The sequence below is a fragment of the Vibrio sp. V33_P6A3T137 genome, from assembly GCF_009904835.1.
GTDB classification, from domain to species: domain Bacteria; phylum Pseudomonadota; class Gammaproteobacteria; order Enterobacterales; family Vibrionaceae; genus Vibrio; species Vibrio metschnikovii.
Genome location: NZ_WXWK01000010.1, coordinates 1 through 24,291 on the forward strand (window position 1 = coordinate 1; position 24,291 = coordinate 24,291).

General features: G+C 45.9%; 21 protein-coding genes. 4 read left to right on the top strand and 17 right to left on the bottom strand.

Translation table 11 applies throughout. The features are described 5' to 3' along the window. The first annotated feature begins 187 nt into the window (after positions 1-187). The 3 genes from CAG60_RS00725 (at position 188) to CAG60_RS00735 (ending at position 4,110) form a co-directional block, all read left to right on the top strand. A complete protein-coding gene (locus CAG60_RS00725; protein WP_161438039.1) occupies positions 188-1,186 on the top strand; it encodes an iron ABC transporter substrate-binding protein in 999 nt (332 codons plus the stop codon). 231 nt (positions 1,187-1,417) lie between these two features. After that, a complete protein-coding gene (locus CAG60_RS00730) occupies positions 1,418-3,022 on the top strand; it encodes an ABC transporter permease (RefSeq protein WP_158144708.1) in 1,605 nt (534 codons plus the stop codon). Further along, the gene (locus CAG60_RS00735) at positions 3,019-4,110 is read left to right on the top strand and encodes an ABC transporter ATP-binding protein (protein ID WP_154170210.1); all 1,092 of its coding nucleotides are present in this window, start codon (positions 3,019-3,021) and stop codon (positions 4,108-4,110) included. Before CAG60_RS00730 ends, CAG60_RS00735 begins: the two co-directional genes overlap by 4 nt. Positions 4,111-4,162: 52 nt before the next feature. On the opposite strand, the gene CAG60_RS00740 is transcribed toward CAG60_RS00735, so the two are convergent. The 3 genes from CAG60_RS00740 to CAG60_RS00750 form a co-directional block, all read right to left on the bottom strand. Beyond that, entirely contained in the window at positions 4,163-5,392 is a 1,230-nt protein-coding gene (locus tag CAG60_RS00740) for an ammonium transporter (protein WP_161438051.1), read from the bottom strand. Between the two features lie 26 nt (positions 5,393-5,418). Further along, positions 5,419-5,757 carry a P-II family nitrogen regulator gene (glnK, locus tag CAG60_RS00745; RefSeq protein ID WP_004394213.1) on the bottom strand — a complete coding sequence of 113 codons (339 nt, stop codon included), beginning with the start codon at positions 5,755-5,757 and terminating at the stop codon, positions 5,419-5,421. 206 nt (positions 5,758-5,963) lie between these two features. Continuing rightward, positions 5,964-6,350, bottom strand: a complete 387-nt coding sequence (locus CAG60_RS00750) for a YacL family protein (RefSeq protein ID WP_161425445.1) — start codon at positions 6,348-6,350, stop codon at positions 5,964-5,966. A 140-nt stretch (positions 6,351-6,490) separates the two neighbouring features. Here CAG60_RS00750 and CAG60_RS00755 point away from each other — a divergent pair, with 140 nt between their 5' ends. Further along, on the top strand, positions 6,491-7,636 hold the full coding sequence (locus tag CAG60_RS00755) for a glycerate kinase (protein ID WP_161425446.1): 1,146 nt from the start codon (positions 6,491-6,493) through the stop codon (positions 7,634-7,636). A 125-nt stretch (positions 7,637-7,761) separates the two neighbouring features. On the opposite strand, the gene CAG60_RS00760 is transcribed toward CAG60_RS00755, so the two are convergent. The 14 genes from CAG60_RS00760 to CAG60_RS00825 form a co-directional block, all read right to left on the bottom strand. Then, positions 7,762-9,957, bottom strand: a complete 2,196-nt coding sequence (locus CAG60_RS00760; RefSeq protein ID WP_161438040.1) for a TonB-dependent receptor domain-containing protein — start codon at positions 9,955-9,957, stop codon at positions 7,762-7,764. A gap of 313 nt (positions 9,958-10,270) precedes the next feature. Continuing rightward, positions 10,271-11,647 carry a HAMP domain-containing sensor histidine kinase gene (locus CAG60_RS00765; protein WP_161438041.1) on the bottom strand — a complete coding sequence of 459 codons (1,377 nt, stop codon included), beginning with the start codon at positions 11,645-11,647 and terminating at the stop codon, positions 10,271-10,273. Then, a complete protein-coding gene (locus CAG60_RS00770) occupies positions 11,637-12,320 on the bottom strand; it encodes a response regulator transcription factor (RefSeq protein ID WP_154170198.1) in 684 nt (227 codons plus the stop codon). Before CAG60_RS00770 ends, CAG60_RS00765 begins: the two co-directional genes overlap by 11 nt. An 88-nt stretch (positions 12,321-12,408) precedes the next feature. Then, entirely contained in the window at positions 12,409-13,302 is an 894-nt protein-coding gene (locus CAG60_RS00775; RefSeq protein ID WP_161438042.1) for a metal ABC transporter solute-binding protein, Zn/Mn family, read from the bottom strand. A gap of 4 nt (positions 13,303-13,306) precedes the next feature. Continuing rightward, positions 13,307-14,185, bottom strand: coding sequence for a metal ABC transporter permease (locus tag CAG60_RS00780; RefSeq protein WP_161438043.1), 879 nt, complete (start codon positions 14,183-14,185; stop codon positions 13,307-13,309). Then, the gene (locus CAG60_RS00785) at positions 14,185-14,952 is read right to left on the bottom strand and encodes a metal ABC transporter ATP-binding protein (protein WP_158139068.1); all 768 of its coding nucleotides are present in this window, start codon (positions 14,950-14,952) and stop codon (positions 14,185-14,187) included. Before CAG60_RS00785 ends, CAG60_RS00780 begins: the two co-directional genes overlap by 1 nt. Then, positions 14,952-15,884, bottom strand: a complete 933-nt coding sequence (locus CAG60_RS00790) for a metal ABC transporter solute-binding protein, Zn/Mn family (protein ID WP_161438044.1) — start codon at positions 15,882-15,884, stop codon at positions 14,952-14,954. The genes CAG60_RS00785 and CAG60_RS00790 overlap by 1 nt, the downstream gene beginning before the upstream one ends. Positions 15,885-15,900: 16 nt before the next feature. After that, on the bottom strand, positions 15,901-16,494 hold the full coding sequence (locus CAG60_RS00795; protein ID WP_161438045.1) for a DUF6162 family protein: 594 nt from the start codon (positions 16,492-16,494) through the stop codon (positions 15,901-15,903). After that, positions 16,478-16,780 carry a hypothetical protein gene (locus tag CAG60_RS00800; protein ID WP_158138867.1) on the bottom strand — a complete coding sequence of 101 codons (303 nt, stop codon included), beginning with the start codon at positions 16,778-16,780 and terminating at the stop codon, positions 16,478-16,480. The genes CAG60_RS00795 and CAG60_RS00800 overlap by 17 nt, the downstream gene beginning before the upstream one ends. 10 nt (positions 16,781-16,790) lie before the next feature. Further along, complete coding sequence (locus tag CAG60_RS00805; RefSeq protein ID WP_154170192.1) at positions 16,791-17,615, bottom strand: DUF4198 domain-containing protein; 825 nt, start codon at positions 17,613-17,615, stop codon at positions 16,791-16,793. Positions 17,616-17,693: 78 nt separating this feature from the next. Further along, entirely contained in the window at positions 17,694-18,206 is a 513-nt protein-coding gene (locus CAG60_RS00810) for a DUF2271 domain-containing protein (protein WP_154170190.1), read from the bottom strand. 64 nt (positions 18,207-18,270) lie between these two features. Then, positions 18,271-18,897: a PepSY-associated TM helix domain-containing protein gene (locus CAG60_RS00815; RefSeq protein WP_154170188.1), complete on the bottom strand. Its 627-nt coding sequence runs from the start codon at positions 18,895-18,897 to the stop codon at positions 18,271-18,273. A 233-nt stretch (positions 18,898-19,130) separates the two neighbouring features. Continuing rightward, a complete protein-coding gene (gene acnB / locus CAG60_RS00820; protein WP_158138870.1) occupies positions 19,131-21,728 on the bottom strand; it encodes a bifunctional aconitate hydratase 2/2-methylisocitrate dehydratase in 2,598 nt (865 codons plus the stop codon). Positions 21,729-21,958: 230 nt separating this feature from the next. Next, complete coding sequence (locus tag CAG60_RS00825; RefSeq protein WP_443275289.1) at positions 21,959-24,268, bottom strand: patatin-like phospholipase family protein; 2,310 nt, start codon at positions 24,266-24,268, stop codon at positions 21,959-21,961. Positions 24,269-24,291: the final 23 nt, after the last annotated feature.

Below are 24,291 nucleotides of genomic sequence, written 5' to 3' on the forward strand. Positions count from 1 at the left end.
GTATTAAATCACATTCTTTCTTTTTGCAATTTTCCTCTCTGGGTAACTATTGACCCAGAGAGTACGATTAATAATAATTATCAAACTTATTTATACAATAGTATCGATAACGCTTAGTGCCATTCCATTGCAGTAAGTAAGTTAAATACCGTCGATTGTCCTACTCTTTGAGATAAAAGGTTTATTCATGCAAAAGAAGTTGCTCTCAACTGTCGCTTTAGTCAGTAGTTTCATCACCGCCCCATTACTCCACGCTCAAGACATCACGCTTTATTCAGGCCGTGGTGAAACGCTTGTTAAACCGATCATCGAACAATTTGAAAAGCAGAGTGGCATTAAAGTTAACGTACGTTATGGTGATACCGCTCAACTTGCGGTGTTATTGCAAGAAGAAGGCGCTCGCTCACCAGCTGATGTGTATTGGGGACAAGATGCAGGTGCGATGGGAGCACTGGCTAACGCAGGTCTCTTAGCCACGCTACCAGAAGCGGTTTACAAACAGCTACCTGAGATTTATACCAGTAAAACAGGTCAATGGGTTGCCGCCAGTGGCCGCTCACGCGTGATCGCTTATTCGACTGAACGCGCTTCTGCGGAAGATATTCCAGCCTCTGTGTTTGATTTAACATCAGAAAAATACCAAGGCCGTTTTGGTCTTGCACCAACCAACGGTGGCTTCCAGTCATTCGTTACCGCAATGCGTGTTGAGCATGGTGACGAGAAAACCTTGGCGTGGTTAAAGGCGATGAAAGCCAACCAGCCGAAAATTTATCGTAATAACACCACTCAAGTACAAGCCATTGGCGATGGCGAAATTGATTTTGCGTTGGTCAATAACTACTATTTACCACGCTTTGTTGCCGCCAATGCGAGCTTCCCAGCCAAGCAGACTTACTTTGCCGAAGGTGATATTGGTAACTTAGTTAATGTCGCGGGTGTTGCCGTGTTAAAAAGCAGTAAAAAGCAGCCTCAAGCGATTCAATTTATTGAGTACATGCTGTCTCCTGCCGCTCAGCAATACTTCACCTCAGTAGTTGGTGAATACCCAGTCACTCAGGGCATCATTCCTAACCCTGTGTTGGGTGAGCTAGATACACTATTGCAAGCAGCACCCAGTATTGACCTCGATCAACTGGCTGATTTACAAGGTACCTTAAAACTGTTGCGTGACGCAGGTTTGCTATAAGTTTTACGATAATTTCGTACCTTATTCATTACCCTTAATGGTAATATCTCGACCACAAAGCCAGTGCGCAAGCATTGGCTTTGCTATTTAATCGTAATTTATAGTATGCAACTTGGCCCTATAATTTGGCCTTGAACAGACTATCTCCGTCTCAGCGTTATCACGCTCAATCAAGAGATAGTAATAATTAGCAAACTCCACCAAGGACACTGAATACAGGTAGTAACTCCTATGAGTGTTTCATCACAACCAGACTTTTCTATACGAGCGATTCGTCAACGTCCTCCGTTTTATTTACTGCTCAGTGCTGGTGTTATCTCACTATTGATGATCATTCCGCTGTTTTACTTGGTTCTGCGTGCATCACAAGCTGATTATGATCAGCTGATTGAATTGGTGTTTCGAGCACGCAATTGGCAACTTTTGCTCAATACATTATCTCTGACCTTTGGCGTGTTAGCCGTTTGTACCTTTTTAGCACTGCCCATGGCTTGGTTAGTTACCCGTACCTCGATAGCAGGAAAACAGCTGTTAACCATTCTCGCGATTGTTCCCCTTGCGATACCCGGTTACGTGATGGCTTATGCTCTACTCGGTATCGGCGGCAATATGGGCGCATTAGCTCACCTATTTGATATTCGAATCAGTAATATCTCCGGCTATTGGGGGGCGGTGTGGGCGCTGGCGCTTTATACCTATCCATATATATTTCTGAATCTACGTGCAGCGCTGTTAGGATTAGACAGTAGCTTGGAAGAGAGCGCCTACAGCCTTGGTTATTCTCGATTCGCCACCTTTCGTTTTGTGATGCTGCCACATTTATTACCAGCGCTCCTCGCTGGCTACATGGTGGTGGCTCTTTATGTGCTCGGCGATTTTGGCGCCGTAGCCTTAATGCGCTATGAAGCGTTTAGTTTTGCGATTTTTAATCAGTATTCAGGGGCATTTGATCGGATTTACGCCGCTTGGCTATCACTGATGTTACTGGCTCTAGCGGGCAGTTTTTTATTAATTGAATACTCATTGTTAAAACGGAAACGCCTCTCCAGTGTCGGTAGTGGTGTTACTCGTCATGCAAAACCGTTCGCCTTAGGGGCTTGGACTCCTGCAGCCTGGCTCTATGTCACTGTTGTGTTTTCCGCCTCCATCGGTTTGCCTTTAACCATGCTCGGTTACTGGATGATCGTCATACCACCGGATATCAGTTTGCTCATGCAAGTCCCTTTCACTTTTGCACGCTCTGCCTTTGCCGCCGCACCCGCCGCGTTATTGGCGGCTTTGATGGCGCTGCCACTGTGTTATTTAGTGACTCGCTATCCATCGCCATTAACACGCACCATGGAACGCAGTGCTTACATTGGTTATGCACTGCCTCCTTTAACGCTGGCTTTAGCCATGGTGTTTTTTGCTCTGCATAGTGCATTTTTCTTATACCAGACCTTAGCATTGCTGATCCTGACTTGGAGTCTAGCCACTCTTGCCTTAGCGATGGGCCCTATTCGCAGCGCGCTCATCCAAACCCGTCAAAATACCGAAGAAGCGGCGCAGTCCTTAGGTTACAGTTCAAGCGCTAGTTTTTTTTATGTGGTTCTGCCTCGCTTAAGACGCGGTATTTTAGCGTCCATCGCTTTGGTGTTTCTATTCTGCATGAAAGAACTGCCGATCACTTTCTTACTCGCTCCTACGGGGTATCACACCTTAGCGGTGACTGTGTTTTCACGAACTTCGGAAGGATTGATGGCAGAGGCCGCCCCCTTTGCGACGGCGATTGTTTTATTTTCTAGTTTATCGATCGGTTTAATCTTAAATCGTGAAAAGATCAAAGGGACCCAATGAGTTCATACAACCTTGTTATTGACGCTATGCAAGACACCTTAGCGACTGAAAAATCGCCTCATTGCCAATACCAAATTCAAGCGCAGCAATTAAGTAAATGGTTTACCGATAGCGATCAACCTGCAGTCAGCGATGTCTCTTTTCAACTGCAAGCCGGTGAAATTTTGGCTTTATTAGGTCCCAGCGGCTGCGGAAAAACCACCACATTACGCATGCTAGCTGGATTTGAGCAACCTAACTCAGGTCAGATTGCCCTTCATGGCCAAGAGGTCACTCAACGACCCGCTCAAGAACGTAATATCGGCATCGTCTTTCAAGATTATGCGCTGTTTCCACACATGACAGTGGAACAAAACATTATGTTTGCTATGCGTACGACGCCCAAAAATCAACGTGCAGAAAAAGCGATCCCTTGGTTAGAGTTAATGGGACTAAGCCATTTATGTCATCGTTATCCCAACGAGTTATCCGGTGGACAGCAACAACGTGTAGCGCTTGCTCGTACCTTAGCCGCTGAGCCCGACTTAGTGCTGCTTGATGAACCGTTTAGTAACCTTGATGCGGCACTGCGTGAAGCCACGCGTAATGAAATGCGTCAATTATTTAAGCGCTCAGGAACAACGGTGATTTTAGTGACTCATGATCAAGCGGAAGCACTGTGCTTCGCCGATAAAATTGGCGTGATGCAACAAGGTAAATTGGTGCAAATCGGTACACCACAACAGGTCTATCAGCAACCGATCAATGCGTTTGTTGCTCAATTCTTAGGTCATACTAATTTAATCACCGGTCAAGTTGATGGCGATCAGGTACAGACTCGCTTAGGCAATATCACGCTTCCCGGATTGTCTGAACCCAGTGTTACTCTCTCTATTCGACCAGAAGATATTCAACTGAGCAGCCAGCTAAACGAGCAGCAGACACAAGCGACGGTGATCAGCCGTGAATTTCGTGGCCATGATTACTTTTATACCCTACAACTCGATGAACTGAATTTATCAGTTATCACTAACCGTCACGCTGAATTTGCCGTAGGTCAAACGGTCGCGATTACCAACATCGCTTACGCTTGCCGTTTACTGGCATAAAAAATCCCCTTACTGAGCCTTCAGTAAGGGGATGATCAACGATTCAATATCGCTATTTTAGAGTGACAAATTCAGGGTAAGCATCAACGCCGCAGTCATGAATGTCCATGCCTTGCATTTCTTCTTCTTCAGTGACTCGAATACCAATCGTCGCTTTGAGAATCGCCCACACCACTAAGCTAGCCGTAAACACCCAAGCAAAAATCACCGCAGCACCGAATAACTGAGCGGTTAATGTCGCCTCAAGGTTACTTAAAGGCACCACCAGCAAACCAAACAAACCACACACACCGTGTACTGAGATGGCACCGACTGGATCATCAATTTTGAGTTTATCCAAACCGACAATACTGAATACCACAATCACTCCAGCCACTGCGCCAATCGCCACCGAATAGAGAGGCGATGGTGACAGAGGATCGGCGGTGATCGCCACTAAACCCGCTAATGCACCATTAAGGATCATCGTCAGATCGGCTTTACCCCAAGTAGTTTTGCATACCAGTAGCGCTGCAATCGCTCCCGCTGCCGATGCCGCATTAGTGTTTAAGAACACTTGCGCTACTGAGGTGGCATTCTCAAAATCGGAGATCATTAATTGTGAGCCACCGTTAAAGCCAAACCAACCAAACCATAGAATAAAAGTACCTAAGGTTGCTAACGGCATGTTTGAACCAGGGATCGGGAAGATTTGGCCATTTTTACCATATTTACCTTTACGAGCACCGAGCAAGAGCACACCCGCTAAAGCCGCAGAGGCTCCCGCCATATGCACAATTCCTGAACCAGCAAAATCACTGTATCCTGCCGCATCCAAAAAGCCGCCGCCCCATGTCCAGTAACCTGAAACCGGGTAGATAAATGCGGTCAATACTAGTGCAAAAATCAAAAATGCCCACAGCTTCATTCGCTCAGCCACGGCGCCAGAGACCACTGACATCGCGGTAGCCACAAACACCACTTGGAAAAAGAAATCCGCTTGCAAAGCAAAATCAGCACCTTCTTCTTGGCTACCAATCAAGCCACCCAGTGAAGGAAATAAACCACCTTCAACATTATCAACATACATAATGTGATAGCCGACGATCAAAAAAGTGGTACAAGCTATCGCGTATAAAACAAAGTTTTTGGTTAAAATTTCGGTGGTGTTCTTAGAGCGAACTAAACCCGCTTCTAACATGGCAAATCCAGCCGCCATCCACATCACTAATGCGCCAGAAATTAATAAAAAGAACGTATCCAGTGCATAGCGCAGCTCAGTTACTGTCAGTGACAATTCCATAGTCATATTCTCCAATCCATTGAATGTTAAAGCGCTTCACTGTCGGTTTCGCCAGTACGAATGCGAACCGCGTGGCTTAAGTCATAAACAAAAATCTTGCCATCACCGATTTTCCCGGTGTGCGCCGCTTTAATGATCGCCTCAAGAACGCGATCAACATTATCAGCTTGAGTGGCAATTTCTAATTTCACCTTGGGTAAAAAATCCACTTGGTATTCAGCACCGCGGTATAACTCAGTGTGCCCTTTTTGGCGTCCAAAACCTTTAACTTCAGTCACCGTCATCCCTTCAATGCCAACATCCGCTAAAGCCTCACGTACATCATCGAGCTTAAAAGGTTTAATTATCGCGTTAATCAGTTTCATCGTATCCTCTCAATCGCAGTCATCCATTTCCTACTCATACAATCCAAGGTACGTGCCACCTTTTTAACGTATTGTTTATAAAGATTATTTACTTAAAATCAGCGATTAAAATATGCAAAACGCACCATAACGGTGCGTAAATTCCCACTATTGAAGCAACCGCTTCACGTTTCACTGATGTTGTGCAACGTATTGTCAGCCTCGACCTAACCAAGCGAAGTCGGCCGATAGCGAATAAATTCACACCACTGATCAATCATCAAGATAAAATCATCCAAACCACAGCTCGCTGTGCTTTCACAATCATAAAAATCAAAGTCACTCTCGACGTCTAACTCATCCTCATGAGACAACACATTGGCTTGCACAGTCACTTCATCGGCTAGGATCATTAAGCTAATTTCACGCCCTTCTAATATATGCTCTTGGTTCGGCGCTTGCTGGGCTTGATGAATGGCTTGTAACACTTGATCGACTTTTTGACGGTCATGACTGATCTCTTCTTGCAACCAGCGACCAATGATTTCATGGTCCATTGAAAATGCGCAGTAATAACTGCCATCGAGGGTATTTTTTTTAAATTCGTAGTCCATCAGGTTCTCTGCCATTGATGCTTGGGGATAAATAGAATCTTGTTATTATCAATGATTATCGACACTAAAGAAACTCAACTGTCTCCTTGCTCAGCGATGGTTTACTCTAATTAACGGCCTCAACCTAATAAGGTGTAATAATGAAAATTGTCATTGCTCCTGATTCATACAAAGAAAGCCTAACCGCAATGGAAGTGGCTACCGCGATTGAAAATGGATTTAAACAAGTATTCCCTAACGCCCAGTACCTAAAATTACCCATGGCCGATGGTGGAGAAGGTACGGTTCAATCTCTAGTTGACGCGACCGGTGGATCCATTTTTATGGCTACAGTCACCGCCCCTTTAGGTGAACAGATTGAAGGTTTCTACGGATTAATGGGCGATGGTAAAACCGCTGTGATAGAAATGGCAGCCGCATCTGGTTTGCACCTTGTCGCGCCAGAGCTGCGCAACCCAATGAAAACCACCAGCTATGGCACAGGTGAGTTGATCAAAGCTGCGCTCGATCACGGAGTTGAACGGATCATCATAGGGATTGGTGGCAGCGCGACTAACGATGGCGGTTTAGGCATGGCGCAAGCATTAGGGGTTAAAATGCTCGATGCACAAGGCGATGAGCTAGGCTTTGGTGGTGAAGAATTGGCTAAGCTGGCTCGCATTGATACCTCTGCTATCGACCCACGCTTAGCCAAGATCACGCTACAAGTGGCTTGCGATGTGAATAATCCTTTATGCGGTAAACAAGGGGCAACGCAGATATTTGGCCCACAAAAAGGCGCAACGCCAGAGATGGTTGCGCAGCTTGATGCCAATCTTGCTAATTACGCACAGATCATCAAAACGCAACTGACAATCGATGTCAAAGATATCCCTGGCGCTGGCGCGGCGGGAGGCTTAGGAGCAGCGCTGATTGGTCTGCTTGGGGCAAGCCTGCGTCCTGGCATTGAGATTGTTATGGAAGCCGTCAAGCTAAGTGATATGGTCAAAGATGCCGATTTAGTGATTACTGGCGAAGGGCGCATTGATAGCCAGACTATTTATGGCAAAACGCCCATCGGGGTAGCGCGAACCGCCAAACGTTTTTCAGTGCCGGTGATCGGCATTGCGGGAAGCTTGTCTGCCGATTGCGGCGTTGTGCATCAGCATGGGATGGATGCGGTGTTCAGTGTGGTACCAAGCTGTGTTGATTTAGCGACCGCTTTTTCTGAAGCGGAGCAAAATATCGAGCTCACTGCACGTAATGTGGCGGCGGTATTGCATTTGTCTCGCGCGGATCAATCTTAATCGTCGTTAGCCAATGACGATTAAGATTACACCAAGCAGCATGACATCATACTGATTAATAAAAATGCCAGTGATCGTCAGATCGCTGGCATTGTCTATTCACGACTTGTCACTCAACACGAGACTTAGAAAGTGTAGTTAGCCGAAATCCATAAGCGGCGTCCTTCTAAAATCGCACCTTTGGTCGATTGTTGAAGATTACTGTACTGACTTGCGTAGTAGGTATCACCGTCATACTCATAAGCGGTGAACTTACGAAAATCTTGGTTAAATAAGTTATAAATTGTCGCATTGACACTGAAGTTTTTATTGATCCGATAAGCACCACCCAGATCAAACAGGGTATACGCTTTAATATCACCTACCGCATCGTACATCGCTTTATTAGCGGCAGTGAGATCTTCCACTAAACCATTAAAGCGACGGCTCTCGCCACGATAATTCACTGCTAACCAAACATTAGCTTGCTCAGTCGCAGTCCAGTTCACTTTCGCACTGGCTTTATGTTTTGGTGTATCACTCAGTTCGCCAGCAACCTTGCCTTTTTCCTTGATTTCCGTTTCAGTAAAGGTGTAGTTCATCGAGAAATTCACCGTGTCGAGTAATGGCATCGCAAAAGCAAATTCCACACCTCGACTGTAAGCTTCATCAACGTTAGTTTGTTGGCTAAAGGTATCTTGAGTCCAGTTATCACCATAACTCACGCAGCCAGGACGGTTCGGATTGCTCGATGAGAAACAGTTGTATAATGGCGTACCCGTTGAGATCTTATCATCAAACTGGTTATGGAATAACGTGACATTGGTAGTAATGCCTTGCTCACCATTGTAGTAAAAACCAATCTCGGTAGTGCGAGTGGTCTCTGGTTTTAGATCCGGAGAACCGATGGTAATTTGTGTCCCTTGCCCGGTAATCCCATTAATGCCACTGTGTAACGCATTCACTTGTGGCGCTTTATAACCGGTGCTCACGCCACCTTTGACTGTCATTGTCGGACTCAGGCTGTACACTGCATAGGCACGAGGACTGAAGTGGCTACCAAAGGCATCATGATGATCGTAACGTCCGCCTAATGTTAAACTTAAGGCATCGGTAATCAGCCATTCATCTTCGGCAAACAGTGACCACGTTTTTTGCTCAAAATCTTCGCTGACCATACCGTCAGTCATAGAAGCATTCCAGTACTGCGCTCCCACGGTCAGGTAATGATCATCACCGATGGTCGTATTGAGTTTGGTATCAAACACAATATTGGTGGTTTCTAATTCACGCTGATCTTTAACATTCTTACCAGGGATACCACTCGGACGATTTGGATTCCCCGGAATGGTGCGACCAATGGTCTCAGAAACGTTATACATGACACTCGATTCCCATACCCCTAAATCTACTTGAGAAGTATGACCGAGTGCAAACTGACGGTTTTCATAGCGTAACTCGTCAGCATAACCGCGCCAATTGGTTGCAGTATCATTGTTGCTCAGTTTACGATTTTCTGGAGTACCGTTATCGTAATTCTGACGAGATAAGTCCATATCGAACCATAAGTTATGATCGTCTATCGCAATGTAATCAAAACGAGTACCAAAGGTATAGTTTTCATTATCGACTTTGCTTTGCCCACGGGCGTCTAGCTCGCGACCATCCGCTCCCTGCGCAGTCAGATTGGATTCATTACGTTTATAAAAACTACCGCGAACGGCTAGACCTAGCGTATCCGCAATCAGCGGACCACTGGTATGCAAACTGGTTTTATGAGTATCACCAAATTCACGCTCTTGCTGCCAAGTATAATCTTGGGTGATCGATGTATTCCAAGTATCAGTAACTTTACGAGTGATAATATTGATAACACCGCCCATCGCATCTGAGCCGTAGAGCGTTGACATCGGGCCACGGACAATTTCAATTCGCTCAATAGCATTAACCGGCGGCATAACCCCACCAGACATCTCACCAAAGCCATTTGGCGTGATATTTCCCGCGACATTTTGTCTGCGACCATCAATCAAAATCAGCGTATATTCAGACGGCATACCACGGATACTGATGTTCAAACCACCGGTTTTTCCAGTATTACCAAAAACATCAATCCCTTCTTGATCTTGTAGCGCTTCAGCAAGATTAGCAAAACGCTTCATTTCCAGATCAGCCCGCGAGATCACACTGATCGTAGCGGGAGCATGAGTCAATTTCTTTTCAAAACCAGAAGCGGTGACGACCATTACTTCATCCGCTTTACTTTCCACTTGGGCCAACACAGGCAAATGACACAGCGAGGCAATCGCCACCGCTAAGCTCGTTTTACGAGTTAACAACATGGTTCTATTCCTTTATCTTTATTGCATAATGCCCATTGTTTGGTCCAAGGAGGCGCTCAACAGCGATAACGATGGAGGCACTCACCATGATTGCCGTATAACGACAGCTTCACGTGGGTTGGAAATAAATGGGCTTGAACTATCACTGGAAGGAATCTAACTAATAATAATTATCAATTGTATTTACTTTACATTCTTTACACTGATAAAGGGAACTTTTCTCAACATCCTAATCGAAAATGATATTGCCCCCTCTCAATTGGATAATGTTCTGAGAAACAAAGTAAATCGTTAATCGTGACGGTGGCTTAACTCAGAGGGAGGGAAGGTAGACAGGAAAGCTCAGCGTAACGACTAAGCCGTGATTATTTTCAGCACTGACATGGCCATGCATTTTCTCAACCGATTGCTGAACAATCGACAAACCTAATCCATAACCATGACGAGAAGATAGTGTCGACATCGTTTGATAAAAAGGACGAAAAATCGCCTCTAATTGCTCACTCTCCACCCCAGGACCATCATCCATCACGATGATTTTGACTTGCCGATCCTGCTTTTTCGTCATCACTGTAATGCAACACTGCTCACCCGCGTACTTAGTCGCATTAGTCAATAAGTTATCCAATATACTGCCGAGTAACACTCGATCGCCACGTATCCATTCATCTTGTCCACTCGGCACAAATCGCAGTTGCTGAGTGGGTTGTAAATGTGGACGAAACTGCTCGGTTTGCTGACTTAAATACGCCTGCACATCCAACGGTTGTAATACCACATCACAATGAAGACTGCGCAACCGACTAAGCTCAAGGATTTTCTCAATCATTGAATCCATCAGCTGAGCTTCTTGTTCAGCGCGCACTAACCATTGAGTGCGCTCTTGGGCAACATCAGTATGGCTGGCTAAATGCAGAGCTAAGGCTTGCCGAGTCAGCGGTGTTTTTAACTCATGGGATAAGGTACGAACCAATTTTCGCTGCTCTTCAATCAATCCTTGGATCTGCTCGGCCATGTTATCGAAATCAGCCGCCAGTTGTTGAAACTCCCACGGACTATGGCCTATCGACTGTGAAACACGCGTTTCTGTGATCCCCTGAGCCACCGCACGACTAGCACACTGTAAACGTCCCAATGGCCTTTGCAATTGACGACTTAATACCCATGAGATCAAGGTTAAAATTAATAGGCTGAGCAACAGATTCGTTGACCAAAGATAATAGCCCGCTCGCGATGCAGGATGTTGCTGCCATGGTAACTGAACCATCAGCGAATATCCCTCGCTCATCGGCACAATGATCATCGGTTTCGAGACTCGAGTTCCCATCGGCTCGGTGAGCTGACGAGCGTTACGCATTTTCATCTGCACATGAGGGTGAATATCTCGCCCACTGACGACATGATTAGTACTGTCTATTACGTACAATAAATAAGGCTGAGATATTTCCCATTGCGCTAGCGCCTCTGCACCGAGCTGGCGCTGTTGATTGGCGCTGGCACTTAACTGTTGTAATTCTCGTTGGACTTTATTAGGCAGGGTTAAAAAACGCTCATAGAGCACCATCTCTACGGCAGTAAAAGAGAGCAAAATCAACAACACACTGAGCGCTAAACTGGCAAAAAGACGCACCACCAATCGCTGGCAAATATGGTTCCCAGAAAAAAGACACCATTGTCTTTTATTGAACATGGGCACTGGCAAATTGATATCCCACGCCTCGCGCGGTACGAATGGTGGATTTTGGCCATCCAGCTTGCGATAGCTTACGACGTATATTACTGATATGCATATCTAAATTACGATCAAACGGGCACAACTCTCGTTTTAACACTTGATGCTGTAGCTCAGATTTGGAGATCACTTGCTGCGGATGAGCCGCCAGATAAGTCACTAAATCGAGTTCGGTTTGGGTAAACGGCAGCCGACGCAAGGTATCCATATGCGCTGACAGTTGCCCTGAAAAATTCAGTGCAAAATGATGGGTATGACGCTGTTTCTCTAATGCAACTCGACGTAGTGTCGCTTTGATCAAAGTGAGTAATTTCGGAATACTGAACGGTTTGGTTAAATAGTGATCCGCTCCGGCTTCATAGCCATCGATTTTTGCCGCTTCGTCCGCAAAAGCACTGATCATGACAATCGGGGTCGAAAAACGCTGGCAGATGCGCCGTGCCGCCTGCAATCCATTGAGTTTAGGCATCATCACATCGAGTAACACCAGATCAAAGGGATGGCTGGCAAGCTGAGTTAACGCTTGCTCGCCATCATGGGCACAGATGACTTGATAGCCCTCATTCACCAATACAGATTCGAGCAGTTGGCACATCATCGGATCATCATCAGCAATTAGAATAGTCGGCATGAGCTTAATAATAACAAATAGGAATTGTTATTATTCTATTTATTATTAACTCAAATACAAGCACAACAGCCGATAGCCTTCATACGAGTTAATCTAAATCAATTTGCCAGCGCTGCCAGGGATGTTCAACATCAAATCCTTGCCCTAAACGGCTTAACGGATCAATCACAATATAGCGTGAAAACTCTCCCAATAAGGCCTTTAACGCAGGGCTTGGCGGACGAGTCGTCAATACCCAAACATCGGATGACGTTTGCAACCATTGTTTTAACTGTTGTTGATCTTGCGTATTCCACTCCAGCTCCAGCTTAAATTGCTGCCCTTGGATTGATAAACTGTAGCCCGCAGCAAAATCGAGCAGTGCTTCATCCAACAACACCACACTTTCGACCTCATGATTAAACAATCGAGCTTGATTGGCAAAAAGCTGCTGCTGTAGTTCACGCGCCACGCGCTGCTGATTCGCTTGAATAGCCGCTTGTTGCGAGCTGAATATTTGCTGTAAATCGAGACTAATATTATTCAGCATGGTGGTTAAATTGAGTGGATTGAGCCACACATACGGCGAGATCTGTCCTTGTCCATCTCGTAATGATGAAACCGCTGGCGCTCTTGGCGTTAAGGCTTGCGCAGCATCAATGGGCACCAGATGAATATTGTATTGACGCACCTGAGGATAAATCGGGTCTTGCGGCCAAATGGAGCGGATAGTCACGACTGCTGTCGCTTCTCTGGCGTACTTGGCCACTTTTTGCTGCTCGCTATCAAACCAGCTTTGGTGACGCTGTAAACTAAAACGAGGCGATGGCAGATAGACAACCTCTATTGGGGTCTGAGCAACCAGCTGCTTGGTTAACCAATAAGTAACCGGCAAAGAGGTTAATACTCGGTCTTGAGCTTGTGCTGATAGAGACACCAGCAGCAATGAACTACACAATAGCAACCACAATTTAGTCATGATGGTTCGGCAGTGAGGGTACATAACGTTATCCATTCGGTCTTAATACTCGCCATAAAGTGGCGCTGATGAAAAACAGGGTTGAGAGTAAAATAATCGCCGCCCCAGAAGGTAAAGGCCATTGATAAACAACCGGTAAAATGGTTCCACCAATGCAAGCTAAGGTCGCTAAGCAAGCCGATAACATCACAAAGCTGGCATTATTACGAGTTAATAGACGCGCCGTCGCTCCAGGAATCAACAGCAATGCACCAACTAAAATTGCGCCAATGACTTTGACCGAAACTATCGTCACTAGGGTTATCATGATGACAAATAGATAGTCATAACCGTTGACCAGATAGCCGCGGACTTTCGCGATATCTGGGCTTAAACAAGCCAGTAAGATACGGTTATAACTGAGCAGCAGTACTAACATGATCAAGCTACACACCAGAACCAGCAATATAATATCTTGCCGAGTGACGGTTAAAATCGATCCAAACAACACGTTTTCTAATAAATGAATATTGATTTTACGCGCTACATACATCAGTAACGCTGCGCCCAATGCCAAGGCCGCGGAGAGAAACACTCCCACTAAAGTATCGTAAGGTACTTGGGTGCGATTGCGCACATAATGCAGCAGTAAGGCAAAAATTAAGCAGAAGCTGAACAAACCAATCATCGGCGATTCGGGACTTTCACCTAATAAAATACCGATAGCAATTCCCGTAATCGCTGCATGGCCCACCGCTTCGGAGAAAAATGCCAAGCGTTTCGCTATCACTAAAGTCCCCAACCCACCAAGCAAAGGGCCTAAAATTACCGCAGCAATTAACGCATTGAGCATAAAAGCGTAGGCAAAGCTTTCTGCTAACCAACCACGTTCAACCCCGGTGATCAGCCATTGTTGTAATGTTTCCATTAAGCCGCTCGCTCTTGTTTGGACGCCAAATGCCCATGCTGACTGTAGTGCTCAAAAAGTCGCTCAATATTATCAGGATGCAAGACTTGTGCGACCGGTCCCGAGGCGACCAATTGACGATTGATGACATGGACTTGGCCAGGTGTAGTTTGCAAGATGCGCCGTACCGCGCCAATATCATGGTGTACCGCTAATACCGTCACACCTTCGGCTACTAAATCCGCAATCAGTTGCTCTAAGTACTGTACGCCTTGCTCATCCATCCCGGTTGTCGGTTCATCCAAAATCAGCAGCTCTGGCTTATCGAGTAGCGCCTGAGCAAACATCACCCGTTGCAATTCACCGCCTGATAATTGACCCAGACGTAAATGAGCACGACTCGCCATACCAACCCGCTGTAGACTGTTCAAAACCTGCTCGCGATTCGTTCGCTTGTAAGGTGACAGCGCTTGTAAAAACAGCGGTAACCGGCTGATATTGAGCAGCATAAAATCCATCACACTGATCGGTAAACTTGATTCAAATAAGGCTTTTTGAGGCACATAACCCATTTGCTGCTTAGCGCCCAGCGGCCACTCAAGAGCAATACTGCCCTGAAAAGGGGTTAAGCCCATAATTGAACGCAGTAAAGAGGTTTTCCCTCCGCCATTTGGCCCCATAATGATATGGCATTGGCCAGCGGCAAACGCATGATCAAACGGCATTAAAACCTGTTGATTGGCGTAACCTAAACTCAGTTGGCTAAGATGAATTGCCGGTCCCAGCATCATTGAGCTTGCTCGCTCATCTGATTAGCATAATGAATGGCTTGCACTAACGTTTGTGTGTTGTCTTGCATCTCTTTGATCACTTTATCGGCCGTAAAAGGGCCATGAGTCATGTGTGAAAACCGGTATAACTTGACGCCAGTTTCGCGCTCAATGGTATCGACAAAGCGATTCGGCATCTCTAATTCGTAAAACAGGACATTAATTCCAGACTGGCGAATTTTATTGATTGTATCTTGTAGCTGGCTGGCACTCGGCTCAACCCCGTGGGCAGGTTCAATCACCGCACTGACTTCAATCCCAAATTCTTGCAGTAAATAGTTATAGGCGTTATGAGTGGTTGCCACTTTTAAAGCTTGAACATTGGCATCGATCAATTGTTGCATCGCCGCCTGCTTCATTTGACGCATCTGGCGCGCAAATTGCCGCGCATTGGCGAGATAAAATTCACCATTATCAGGATCAAGCTGAGCTAAAGCCTGAGCAATGGTATAGACCTTTTGAATCGAGGTTGCGATACCCACAAAAGTATGGGGATTTTTGGCACCATCGCCAACACTCGCGCCCATTGCTGCGAGTAATGGCACCTGTTGATTAGCATAAATAACCTGAAGATCGGAACGCTGAGCGGCAGCAAGCACTTTCATCGCATAATCATCATGACCGATGCCATTGACCACCAAAACATCCATCTGCTGTAAACGCAGTAAATCCCCCGGTTGCGGTTGATAATTGTGTGGATTAAAGCCTGCATCAACCAGTGGCAAAATGGTCGCTCTATCTTGGACAATCGTAGCAACATAACTGTAGTAAGGGTGTAGCGTGATACCGATAGTCAATTTATCAGATCCTACCACCGCGTGACTGGCAAACAGTAAGGAGATCGTTAACAGCGTTCTATGAAAGACGGCTCTAATCTGGCTTGATAACATAACGATTTTTCTCTTATTAATGCGATAGTGAGGCAGACAGCGGCCAACGCTTCCACCCAGCTTGAATCCATGATGAATCAGTAAGTGCTAACCAGTCTGATAACTCTCCCACAATCGGCTGAGTAAAAAACCAGACTTGCGCGTCAGCATCAGGGCCTTTTGGATACCAGATCAATACATGTCCAACTTGACTAGGGTCTTGCGCTAATCCTAAATAGCCTTGAGCAACCTGCTGCCATTGATGTTCACCCAAATAATGCCAGCTACTATCACGCACAAAAGGCGCAATACCCTCTTCTGCCAGCCATTGCACCGAAGGCCACTGATGCTCTAGATGGTGAAAGAAACGCAGCTCTTGCTCAGCAAGACTCAGTTCAATCAACAGACTTTTTTGTTTTTCATTAAGATCCGTAGCATGCAGCTCAAAAGAGAGCGGCGAGGTCTGAGGCATATTATCCACTTGCATACCACGCAACAACAGTGCCGAGACCAGTAGGATCAACAGCATGCTGCCTAGCACCCACCATGTCTCTTGACTGCCCTTATCCGCCTTGACCTGAACGCGCACCGTCGAGGGCGTTGACGAGTGAGAGTTAAAGTTCAACGCCATCAATCTCAACAGGCGCTTCATGGCCGGGATCAAACACAATGTAATAGTCACCGTTTGGGATAGTAAACGTCACCTCAGAACGTTGATCGGTTTTTCCAATTTCAATCAGTACATCGTCATAATCAAACATACGTACCGTTTCATTGATCGCCGGACTACTGTCGCTGTATCCCGCTTGGCACAAGATGTGATCAGCCTGTTTTTGGCACTCCATGACTGGAAAATGAGCCCAACTCAAACTACTCAATAAACCACTCGTCAATACAAGCCACTGTTGCCACTTCATTGCATACCTCTTATTTTAAAACCGCTTCAAAAGTTAAATGGATAGAAGAACGCGCTTGTTCAGCAAGTGGATTATCATCTAAAGGACCGCTAAAACCGGCAATTAATAAATAGCGACCCGCTTGATGTGGCGTGAATTGAATTTTGCCATCCTTATCGCTAGTCAAAATCACCGCTTCTTGTTGATTACGGTACAAAGTACCATCTTGACGAATTTCTGCTTCTACACCAGCTTGGGGTTGTCCATTAAAGAAAAACTGCAAAACGGCCGCTTCACCTTCAATAATGTCTGCTGGATGAGTCACAGGAACCAATTCTAAGAATTTTTTTTCTAATTCAAAAACTTGTCTAGACGGTTGATTCACCGTCACGTAAGCTTCAGTACGGTTAAACACCAAAACACTTTGCACATTCTGTGCCCCTTCAGGCAACACCGCATCACGCTCTGCGGCATTGGCAGCAATACGTCGTGGCGTTTGACGAGCACCAATGGTGTAGGTGGTCATATAAAATGGCTGACCGGTAAGGCTGATTTTATGGGTTCCTGGCTCTGAGAAAAAGAAATCGAAGCTCGACTTACGCTTATGCTTAGCCACGAAAGCAAAGCGCTCGCGCTGACCACTTGGCGTGATCACTACGCCAGAATCTAATCCTAACGGCTTATCGAAGACAAAAGTTCCGTGTGACGCGCTGGCGTCAGTGGTGATCCAATCACCCTCTTGTGAAGAGACCGTAAACTCACTCGGTAATACCCAACGAGGATGGGCGACCGCAGCCGCTGACGCTAAGGCCGCAAGCGCTAATAAAGCCGTAGAAAATACGCGATACAACATCATTTATTCATTCCTATGTAGTGCTCTTAGTTGAAGAGCCGTCATACTATTAACGACTATCCTTGGATTAAATGGCGATCATTAAGGTTGATAACGTAGCCTGATCACGCCCGTTTCATAAGTAGCATCGAGTTGATACTGCTCAGGCTGAGCATGCAACGTCATTGCTTGTCGTACTACGTCTCGGCCACCGTGTTCACGGACTACTTCGGCATAAAACAGGTAGTCCCCTTGCGCTAATGGCTGACCTTGGTCATCTAAACCATCCCATTGCAAACGGTATTGTCCCGCCGGACGAGTCGCGGATGTCACCGCATCGATCAATGCCCGATCGTAACGACCCACTTGTCGCCACCAGCGACGAATATCTTTAAGCCAAGTATCTTCTTTCTGCCATAAGGCAACCGTACGCACTGGCTGACCTTGAGCGTCTTCTATCCAAATCGCAACATAAGGTCTGGCGTACATTCCAACGTCCAGCTTTGGCAGTTCAAACTCAATATCCAGCTTACCCAAAGGCGCGGCGAATACATTAACGCTCAGTACACTGAGTCCCAATAACCAAGCGTAAACCCGTCCTCGCTGTTTCTTCATGCTCTGTCGTCCACAAAAATAGTAATCATAACCAACCTAAAATAGCTGGGCGCATAGACAAGCTTTACGGCACTGCCAGCCAATAAATAACAAACGTGATCAAAGTGCCAAAACTGCACCAACGTATGGCATAACGCAGTGTGCTTTTCTTTGGCAGTAATAGGGCAAGGCCTGATAAGATAAACACCAGCATCAACAGAGATGAAACGTCAATCACCCACTTCCACCACTCACCACTATGACGCCCTTTATGGAGATCATTGAATTTAGCTACCCAGCCATAATCACTGATATCGAGCTCCGCTTCTCTAGAGACCAAATCGATAAACAACGCGGCACTGTAGCCGGGAGCGGTAAAGCTCGCACTCGCTTCACCTTCTTGTAAGACACCATTGTCTGAATCTAGATAGATATCGAGTCGCGACATCTGGCCACGGATCGGCGTATGCTGAGCAAGAAATTGGCGTAATTCCGGTTCATTAATCGCAACTTTACTTTCAACAAACAATAAATGCTGAGGAATAGTGACTCGCCATTCGGATGTCTTCGCCTGACTGGCTACAAATAGCTCCGGCCGATTAAGGGTTATCCCTGTGACAGCAAAAAACAGCATTAGCCCTAATACCGCCATAGAGACATAAATGTGTAAACGGCGAGCCCAAAGCTGAAAAGTACGGTGCTTATAAAACATGGCTGGTCTATTAACGAATAAAACTCCCAGAAAGCTACATGATAACCAGTCTCATTTTTATTCAATTTACATTATTTACATACAGAACGATGAAAACAACGGAAAAATCGGCTACCAAGAAAGCAAAAACTAGGTTTAGTCTCCAGCAGCAATAAAAAAGAGCCACCGGTACGGTGGCTCTTGATTGGTCAAAAGACGGCTAAACGATAAGATTTAGCGTTTGGGTATATCTATTATACGGCTTGCTGAACAATCACTGTATCTGCCTTCTTGGTGTAATGAGGCATCAGATGGAAGTTCAAATAGCGATAGGTATCGGCTGCCGTGGCATCAATCTGCTTCGCGTAATCCAAATACTCGGTCATGGTCGGAATACGGCCCAATATCGCCCCAACCGCTGATAGCTCCGCTGAAGCCAGGTACACATTCGCTCCAGTTCCCAAACGGTTCGGGAAGTTACGCGTTGACGTCGACATGACGGTTGATTTATCAGCCACTCGCGCTTGGTTACCCATACACAAAGAGCATCCCGGAGTTTCAATCCGTACCCCAGCACGGCCAAAGATACCGTAGTAGCCCTCTTCGGTTAATTGGTCGCGATCCATCTTAGTCGGTGGCGCTATCCATAAACGAGTATCGAGCTGACCATTGTATTTTTCTAGCAGTTTACCTGCCGCTCGGAAGTGGCCAATATTGGTCATACAAGAACCAATGAAGACTTCGTCGATTTTAGTTCCTGCACAATCAGACAATAAACGAGCATCATCAGGATCGTTAGGCGCACATAGAATCGGCTCTTTGATATCGGCTAAATCAATGTCGATCACATGGGCATATTCTGCATCTTTATCGGCTTCCATCAGCTCTGGATTCGCTAACCACTCTTCCATCGCTTTAATACGGCGCTCAATCGTCCGGCGATCGCCATACCCTTCAGCAATCATCCACTTAAGCATGGTGATGTTTGAATTCAGGTACTCGGCAATCGACGCTTGCGATAGCTTGACCGTACAACCGGCAGCAGAGCGCTCAGCAGAAGCATCAGACAGTTCGAAAGCTTGCTCAACGGTTAAATGTTCAACCCCTTCAATTTCTAACACCCGACCTGAAAACTCGTTGATTTTACCGGTTTTCTCTACCGTGAGCAGACCTTGCTTGATACCGAAATAAGGGATGGCATGAACCAGATCACGTAAAGTGATCCCAGGCTGCATCTGACCTTTAAAACGAACCAAAATCGATTCTGGCATATCCAATGGCATGACACCCGTTGCCGCCGCAAACGCCACTAAACCTGAGCCAGCAGGGAAAGAAATACCCAATGGGAAACGAGTATGAGAGTCTCCCCCCGTTCCGACCGTATCTGGCAGTAGCATACGGTTCAACCAAGAGTGAATAACACCATCTCCCGGACGCAATGAAACGCCGCCACGATTCATAATAAAATCAGGCAGGGTATGGTGCGTATTAACATCGACCGGTTTCGGGTAAGCGGAAGTGTGACAAAAAGACTGCATCACTAAATCGGCAGAAAAGCCCAAACAAGCCAAATCTTTCAGCTCATCACGAGTCATCGGCCCAGTAGTATCTTGCGAGCCAACCGTCGTCATTCTCGGTTCGCAATACGTTCCAGGTCGTACCCCTTTTACGCCACACGCTTTACCGACCATTTTTTGTGCCAGAGTGAAACCTTTTTTGCTTTCAGCCACAGGCACTGGACGACGAAACACCGTTGACGGCTCTAAACCCAGTGATTCACGTGCTTTATCGGTTAATCCTCGGCCGATAATCAATGGAATACGGCCACCAGCACGTACTTCATCAATCAAAACGTCCGTTTTTAATTTAAACGTAGCGAGTACTTCACCCGTTTGATGATTGCAGACTTTGCCTTCATACGGATACACGTCAATCACGTCACCCATATGTAGTTTGGAGACATCCACTTCTATCGGTAAAGCCCCTGCATCTTCCATCGTATTTAAGAAAATAGGCGCAATTTTACCGCCTAGGACATAACCGCCAGCACGTTTATTGGGAACAAAAGGAATGTCATCACCCATAAACCAAAGTACGGAGTTAGTCGCCGACTTACGAGAAGAGCCTGTCCCGACAACATCGCCCACATAAACCAGTTGATGGCCTTTTTGTTTGAGAGCTTCGATCTGGCCAATTGGTCCGATACTGCCAGGTTGATCCGGATGAATACCTTCGCGCTCATTTTTCAGCATCGCTAACGCATGAACAGGAATATCAGGACGAGACCACGCATCTGGCGCGGGGGATAAATCATCAGTGTTGGTTTCACCCGTGACTTTAAAGACCGTTAAGGTGATCTTTTCTGCTAAAGCGGGTTTAGATAAGAACCAATCGGCATCCGCCCAAGCTTGCATCACTTGCTGAGCAAAGGTATTGCCTTTTTGCGCTTTTTCTTCAACGTCATAAAAAGCATCAAACATTAATAGCGTGTGTGATAGCGCCTTAACCGCAATCGGGGCAAGCGTGGTATCGTCTAATAAAGAAACCAGAGGTTCAATATTATAACCACCTTGCATGGTGCCAAGCAGTTGCGCGGCTTTTTCCCGACTAACGAGAGGAGACGAAACCTCACCTTTAGTGATCGCGGTTAAGAAACCAGCTTTAACATAAGCGGCTTCATCAACACCAGGAGGAATACGATTTTCAAGTAAATCAAGGATGAAGTCTTCTTCACCCTGTGGGGGATTTTTCAATAATTCAACAAGTCCAGAAACTTGTTCAGCGTCTAAAGGTTTAGGGACCACTCCTTCAGCGGCACGCTCTGCGACGTGTTTACGGTAGGCTTCAAGCACGACTTTTTCCTCTCATTGCGGTTCACCCCAGTTGTTATTAAAAGGTGAGTGAACATCCTTGGAAACTTGGCTCTCCATTGCTGATGTTTTCATTCAAATATGATTGAGAAACCGCGCCCTAGAGGCCAAACTGTGGACAATAGAATAGCAAAATTAACGATAAATTAAAATCTCATCATGTTGACCAACATAGCAAGTTAAGATGAAACTTACTCGCTACCAAGCTGCACTTAAAATGTCGTGCCAATAATAAGATAAAATGAATCGTAATTTTGCTCGGTTCGTCCATAACCGAACATCACTGGGCCAATCGGCGAGTCGATACCCGCAAAAATCGAACCGGCAACATACTTAGGCGCCGTATCAATTTTCAAATCAGGATCCGACCATACGCCGCCATACTCAATTGACGCCCCTAAATAAAATGGCGCATTAAATAAACCAAAATCATTATCAAAACAACGGTAGCGATAGACTAAACTGGTGAATATTTTGTTCTGTCCCAATAAGCTTTTACGCGGAATACCCGATAAATTTAAAAAACCACCGATGGTTTTAGGTTCGACCGGAGTAATGGAGTTTTTACTCCTCACTTCTCCATAATCTAAATTAGCGACTAACGTGTGCCGCCCAACACTTTTTGCCGACATCAACTTAGCGGAAATATCGTATACCGTATCAGAACTGCTATTGGCTTGTTCGACTAAATCATTGACATCATCATGCGAAATAAAATATTCAAGATCGATGTAGTTACCTTCACGGGGTAAACTAAAATTATCCAGTGAATCAATTCGATAGTTGATAAATACGCCTTGGCGAGTAAACGTGCCATTGCCATAATCTGGCACCGTTGATGGCTGTACTTGTCCATCAACATAACGTGCGCCTACTCTTAACTGACGCCATAAGGTTTGTTGATAGCCAAGCGCCGCCTCTCCAGTCAAGGTCCGGTAAGTAATGGGAATATAATTGCGTGTCGCGGACAGTCCGGTATTTTCAAATAAATCATCGAACGGAATTTGGCGATTATCATCCCGATAACGCGCAGTAAACGACGCAAAGGTCTTTTGACTGGAGAACAGCGGCGAATAGAGCTCGGCTTCTAGTTGCTTATCCGTCCCTAAGTCCATATTCAACGCTAATTCGGCACCATGTGAACCCAAATCGGTAAAATTCAAAGACGCGCCTAACGAATATTGACTGGTGGTACTAAAATCATCCTCTAAAAAAAAGCGAAAATTTAAATAATTAGGACCCCAGCCTTTTTCGTAGACATCGATCAGCAAATGATTTTCTTGCTCAACTTGTTCATATTGGTAACGAACCAATTTAAATCGGTCTAAGGCATAGAGTCGATCAACGCTGGCTTCTATCTCTTCGGTACTTAACGTCGTATTTCGCGCTAGGTTCAACCTATTTTTTAGCAGTAAGTCACTATAATGAGAGTGGTTACGAATCGCGATATCGTCGACCGTTAGCATATCGCCATATTGCAACTGTCGCCGGCGCTCCGCTTTGCCATCAATATAGTTTTGATATTGAGCACTACTCAAAGCAAGCACTTGTAATTGCGGCTGATGCTCTAGCGCGGTCTGATAGCCTTCAATAAAAGCATCGGGCATTTTATAAAAATCGGTGGTTTCCATCAGCCCAACATTTGGTCTGAGTAAGATATCCTGCTCACTGAGATGAGAGACTTGACGCTCAGTCGTGCGGCGCACAAGGTAATTGGACAACTGATTGGCGGCACTTAAAAAGCTGCTGAATGAGTCTTGCTGTTTATAATCGGAGCTAATGTCCACCGCAATCACCACATCAGCACCCATTTGCTTGGCAATATCGACCGGCATATTATTGGTTACCCCGCCATCGACTAACCAACGGCCGTCAATATCATAAGGCGGCAAGGCACCAGGCACTGACATACTGGCCATCATCGCATCGACTAAGTAGCCTTTATCTAATACTACGGGTTGCATTTCAATAATATCGGTCGCTACCGCACGATACGGGATCACCAAATCATCAAACGAGTCTAACTTAGCAAGGTTACCTGAGGTTTCACGCAAAATACGCAGCATACTTTGCCCTTGTACCACGCCGCGCGGAGCACGAATTCCATCCCAACCAAAACCCAAATCGGTGGTTAATTGATAACGGTCTTCGTACTCTTTATCACGCACTCGACGCTGGCTACGACTGACCCGATCACGATAACCCGATTGCCAGTTAACGCTATAAATGATACTTTCAATTTCTTCCGCATCCATGCCCGTCGCATAAAGCCCCGCGACATAGGCTCCCATGCTGGTGCCAAGCACAATATCGACCGGTATTTTCATCTCTTCGAGCGCCTTAAGCACTCCCATATGGGCCGCGCCTTTCGCACCGCCACCCGCTAAAACAAGCGCAATGATCGGACGAGGGTGGTTGATATCATCGCGAGTGACAACGACATGTTCCGTATGTTCTGCTGATACAAACCAAGGGAACATTGTGGCAAAAATAACCATCACACTAAGCTGAAAACGCTTCACACCTTGTCCTCTCATCCTTAAAA

What these genes read in the sequence shown, in the direction of transcription:
- CAG60_RS00725 (WP_161438039.1), top strand. Translation starts at nt 188, where the DNA reads ATGCAAAAGAAGTTGCTCTCAACTGTCGCTTTAGTCAGTAGTTTCATC.
- CAG60_RS00730 (WP_158144708.1), top strand. Translation starts at nt 1,418, where the DNA reads ATGAGTGTTTCATCACAACCAGACTTTTCTATACGAGCGATTCGTCAA.
- CAG60_RS00735 (WP_154170210.1), top strand. Translation starts at nt 3,019, where the DNA reads ATGAGTTCATACAACCTTGTTATTGACGCTATGCAAGACACCTTAGCG.
- CAG60_RS00740 (WP_161438051.1), bottom strand. Translation starts at nt 5,392, where the DNA reads ATGGAATTGTCACTGACAGTAACTGAGCTGCGCTATGCACTGGATACG.
- glnK (WP_004394213.1), bottom strand. Translation starts at nt 5,757, where the DNA reads ATGAAACTGATTAACGCGATAATTAAACCTTTTAAGCTCGATGATGTA.
- CAG60_RS00750 (WP_161425445.1), bottom strand. Translation starts at nt 6,350, where the DNA reads ATGGACTACGAATTTAAAAAAAATACCCTCGATGGCAGTTATTACTGC.
- CAG60_RS00755 (WP_161425446.1), top strand. Translation starts at nt 6,491, where the DNA reads ATGAAAATTGTCATTGCTCCTGATTCATACAAAGAAAGCCTAACCGCA.
- CAG60_RS00760 (WP_161438040.1), bottom strand. Translation starts at nt 9,957, where the DNA reads ATGTTGTTAACTCGTAAAACGAGCTTAGCGGTGGCGATTGCCTCGCTG.
- CAG60_RS00765 (WP_161438041.1), bottom strand. Translation starts at nt 11,647, where the DNA reads ATGTTCAATAAAAGACAATGGTGTCTTTTTTCTGGGAACCATATTTGC.
- CAG60_RS00770 (WP_154170198.1), bottom strand. Translation starts at nt 12,320, where the DNA reads ATGCCGACTATTCTAATTGCTGATGATGATCCGATGATGTGCCAACTG.
- CAG60_RS00775 (WP_161438042.1), bottom strand. Translation starts at nt 13,302, where the DNA reads ATGTACCCTCACTGCCGAACCATCATGACTAAATTGTGGTTGCTATTG.
- CAG60_RS00780 (WP_161438043.1), bottom strand. Translation starts at nt 14,185, where the DNA reads ATGGAAACATTACAACAATGGCTGATCACCGGGGTTGAACGTGGTTGG.
- CAG60_RS00785 (WP_158139068.1), bottom strand. Translation starts at nt 14,952, where the DNA reads ATGCTGGGACCGGCAATTCATCTTAGCCAACTGAGTTTAGGTTACGCC.
- CAG60_RS00790 (WP_161438044.1), bottom strand. Translation starts at nt 15,884, where the DNA reads ATGTTATCAAGCCAGATTAGAGCCGTCTTTCATAGAACGCTGTTAACG.
- CAG60_RS00795 (WP_161438045.1), bottom strand. Translation starts at nt 16,494, where the DNA reads ATGGCGTTGAACTTTAACTCTCACTCGTCAACGCCCTCGACGGTGCGC.
- CAG60_RS00800 (WP_158138867.1), bottom strand. Translation starts at nt 16,780, where the DNA reads ATGAAGTGGCAACAGTGGCTTGTATTGACGAGTGGTTTATTGAGTAGT.
- CAG60_RS00805 (WP_154170192.1), bottom strand. Translation starts at nt 17,615, where the DNA reads ATGATGTTGTATCGCGTATTTTCTACGGCTTTATTAGCGCTTGCGGCC.
- CAG60_RS00810 (WP_154170190.1), bottom strand. Translation starts at nt 18,206, where the DNA reads ATGAAGAAACAGCGAGGACGGGTTTACGCTTGGTTATTGGGACTCAGT.
- CAG60_RS00815 (WP_154170188.1), bottom strand. Translation starts at nt 18,897, where the DNA reads ATGTTTTATAAGCACCGTACTTTTCAGCTTTGGGCTCGCCGTTTACAC.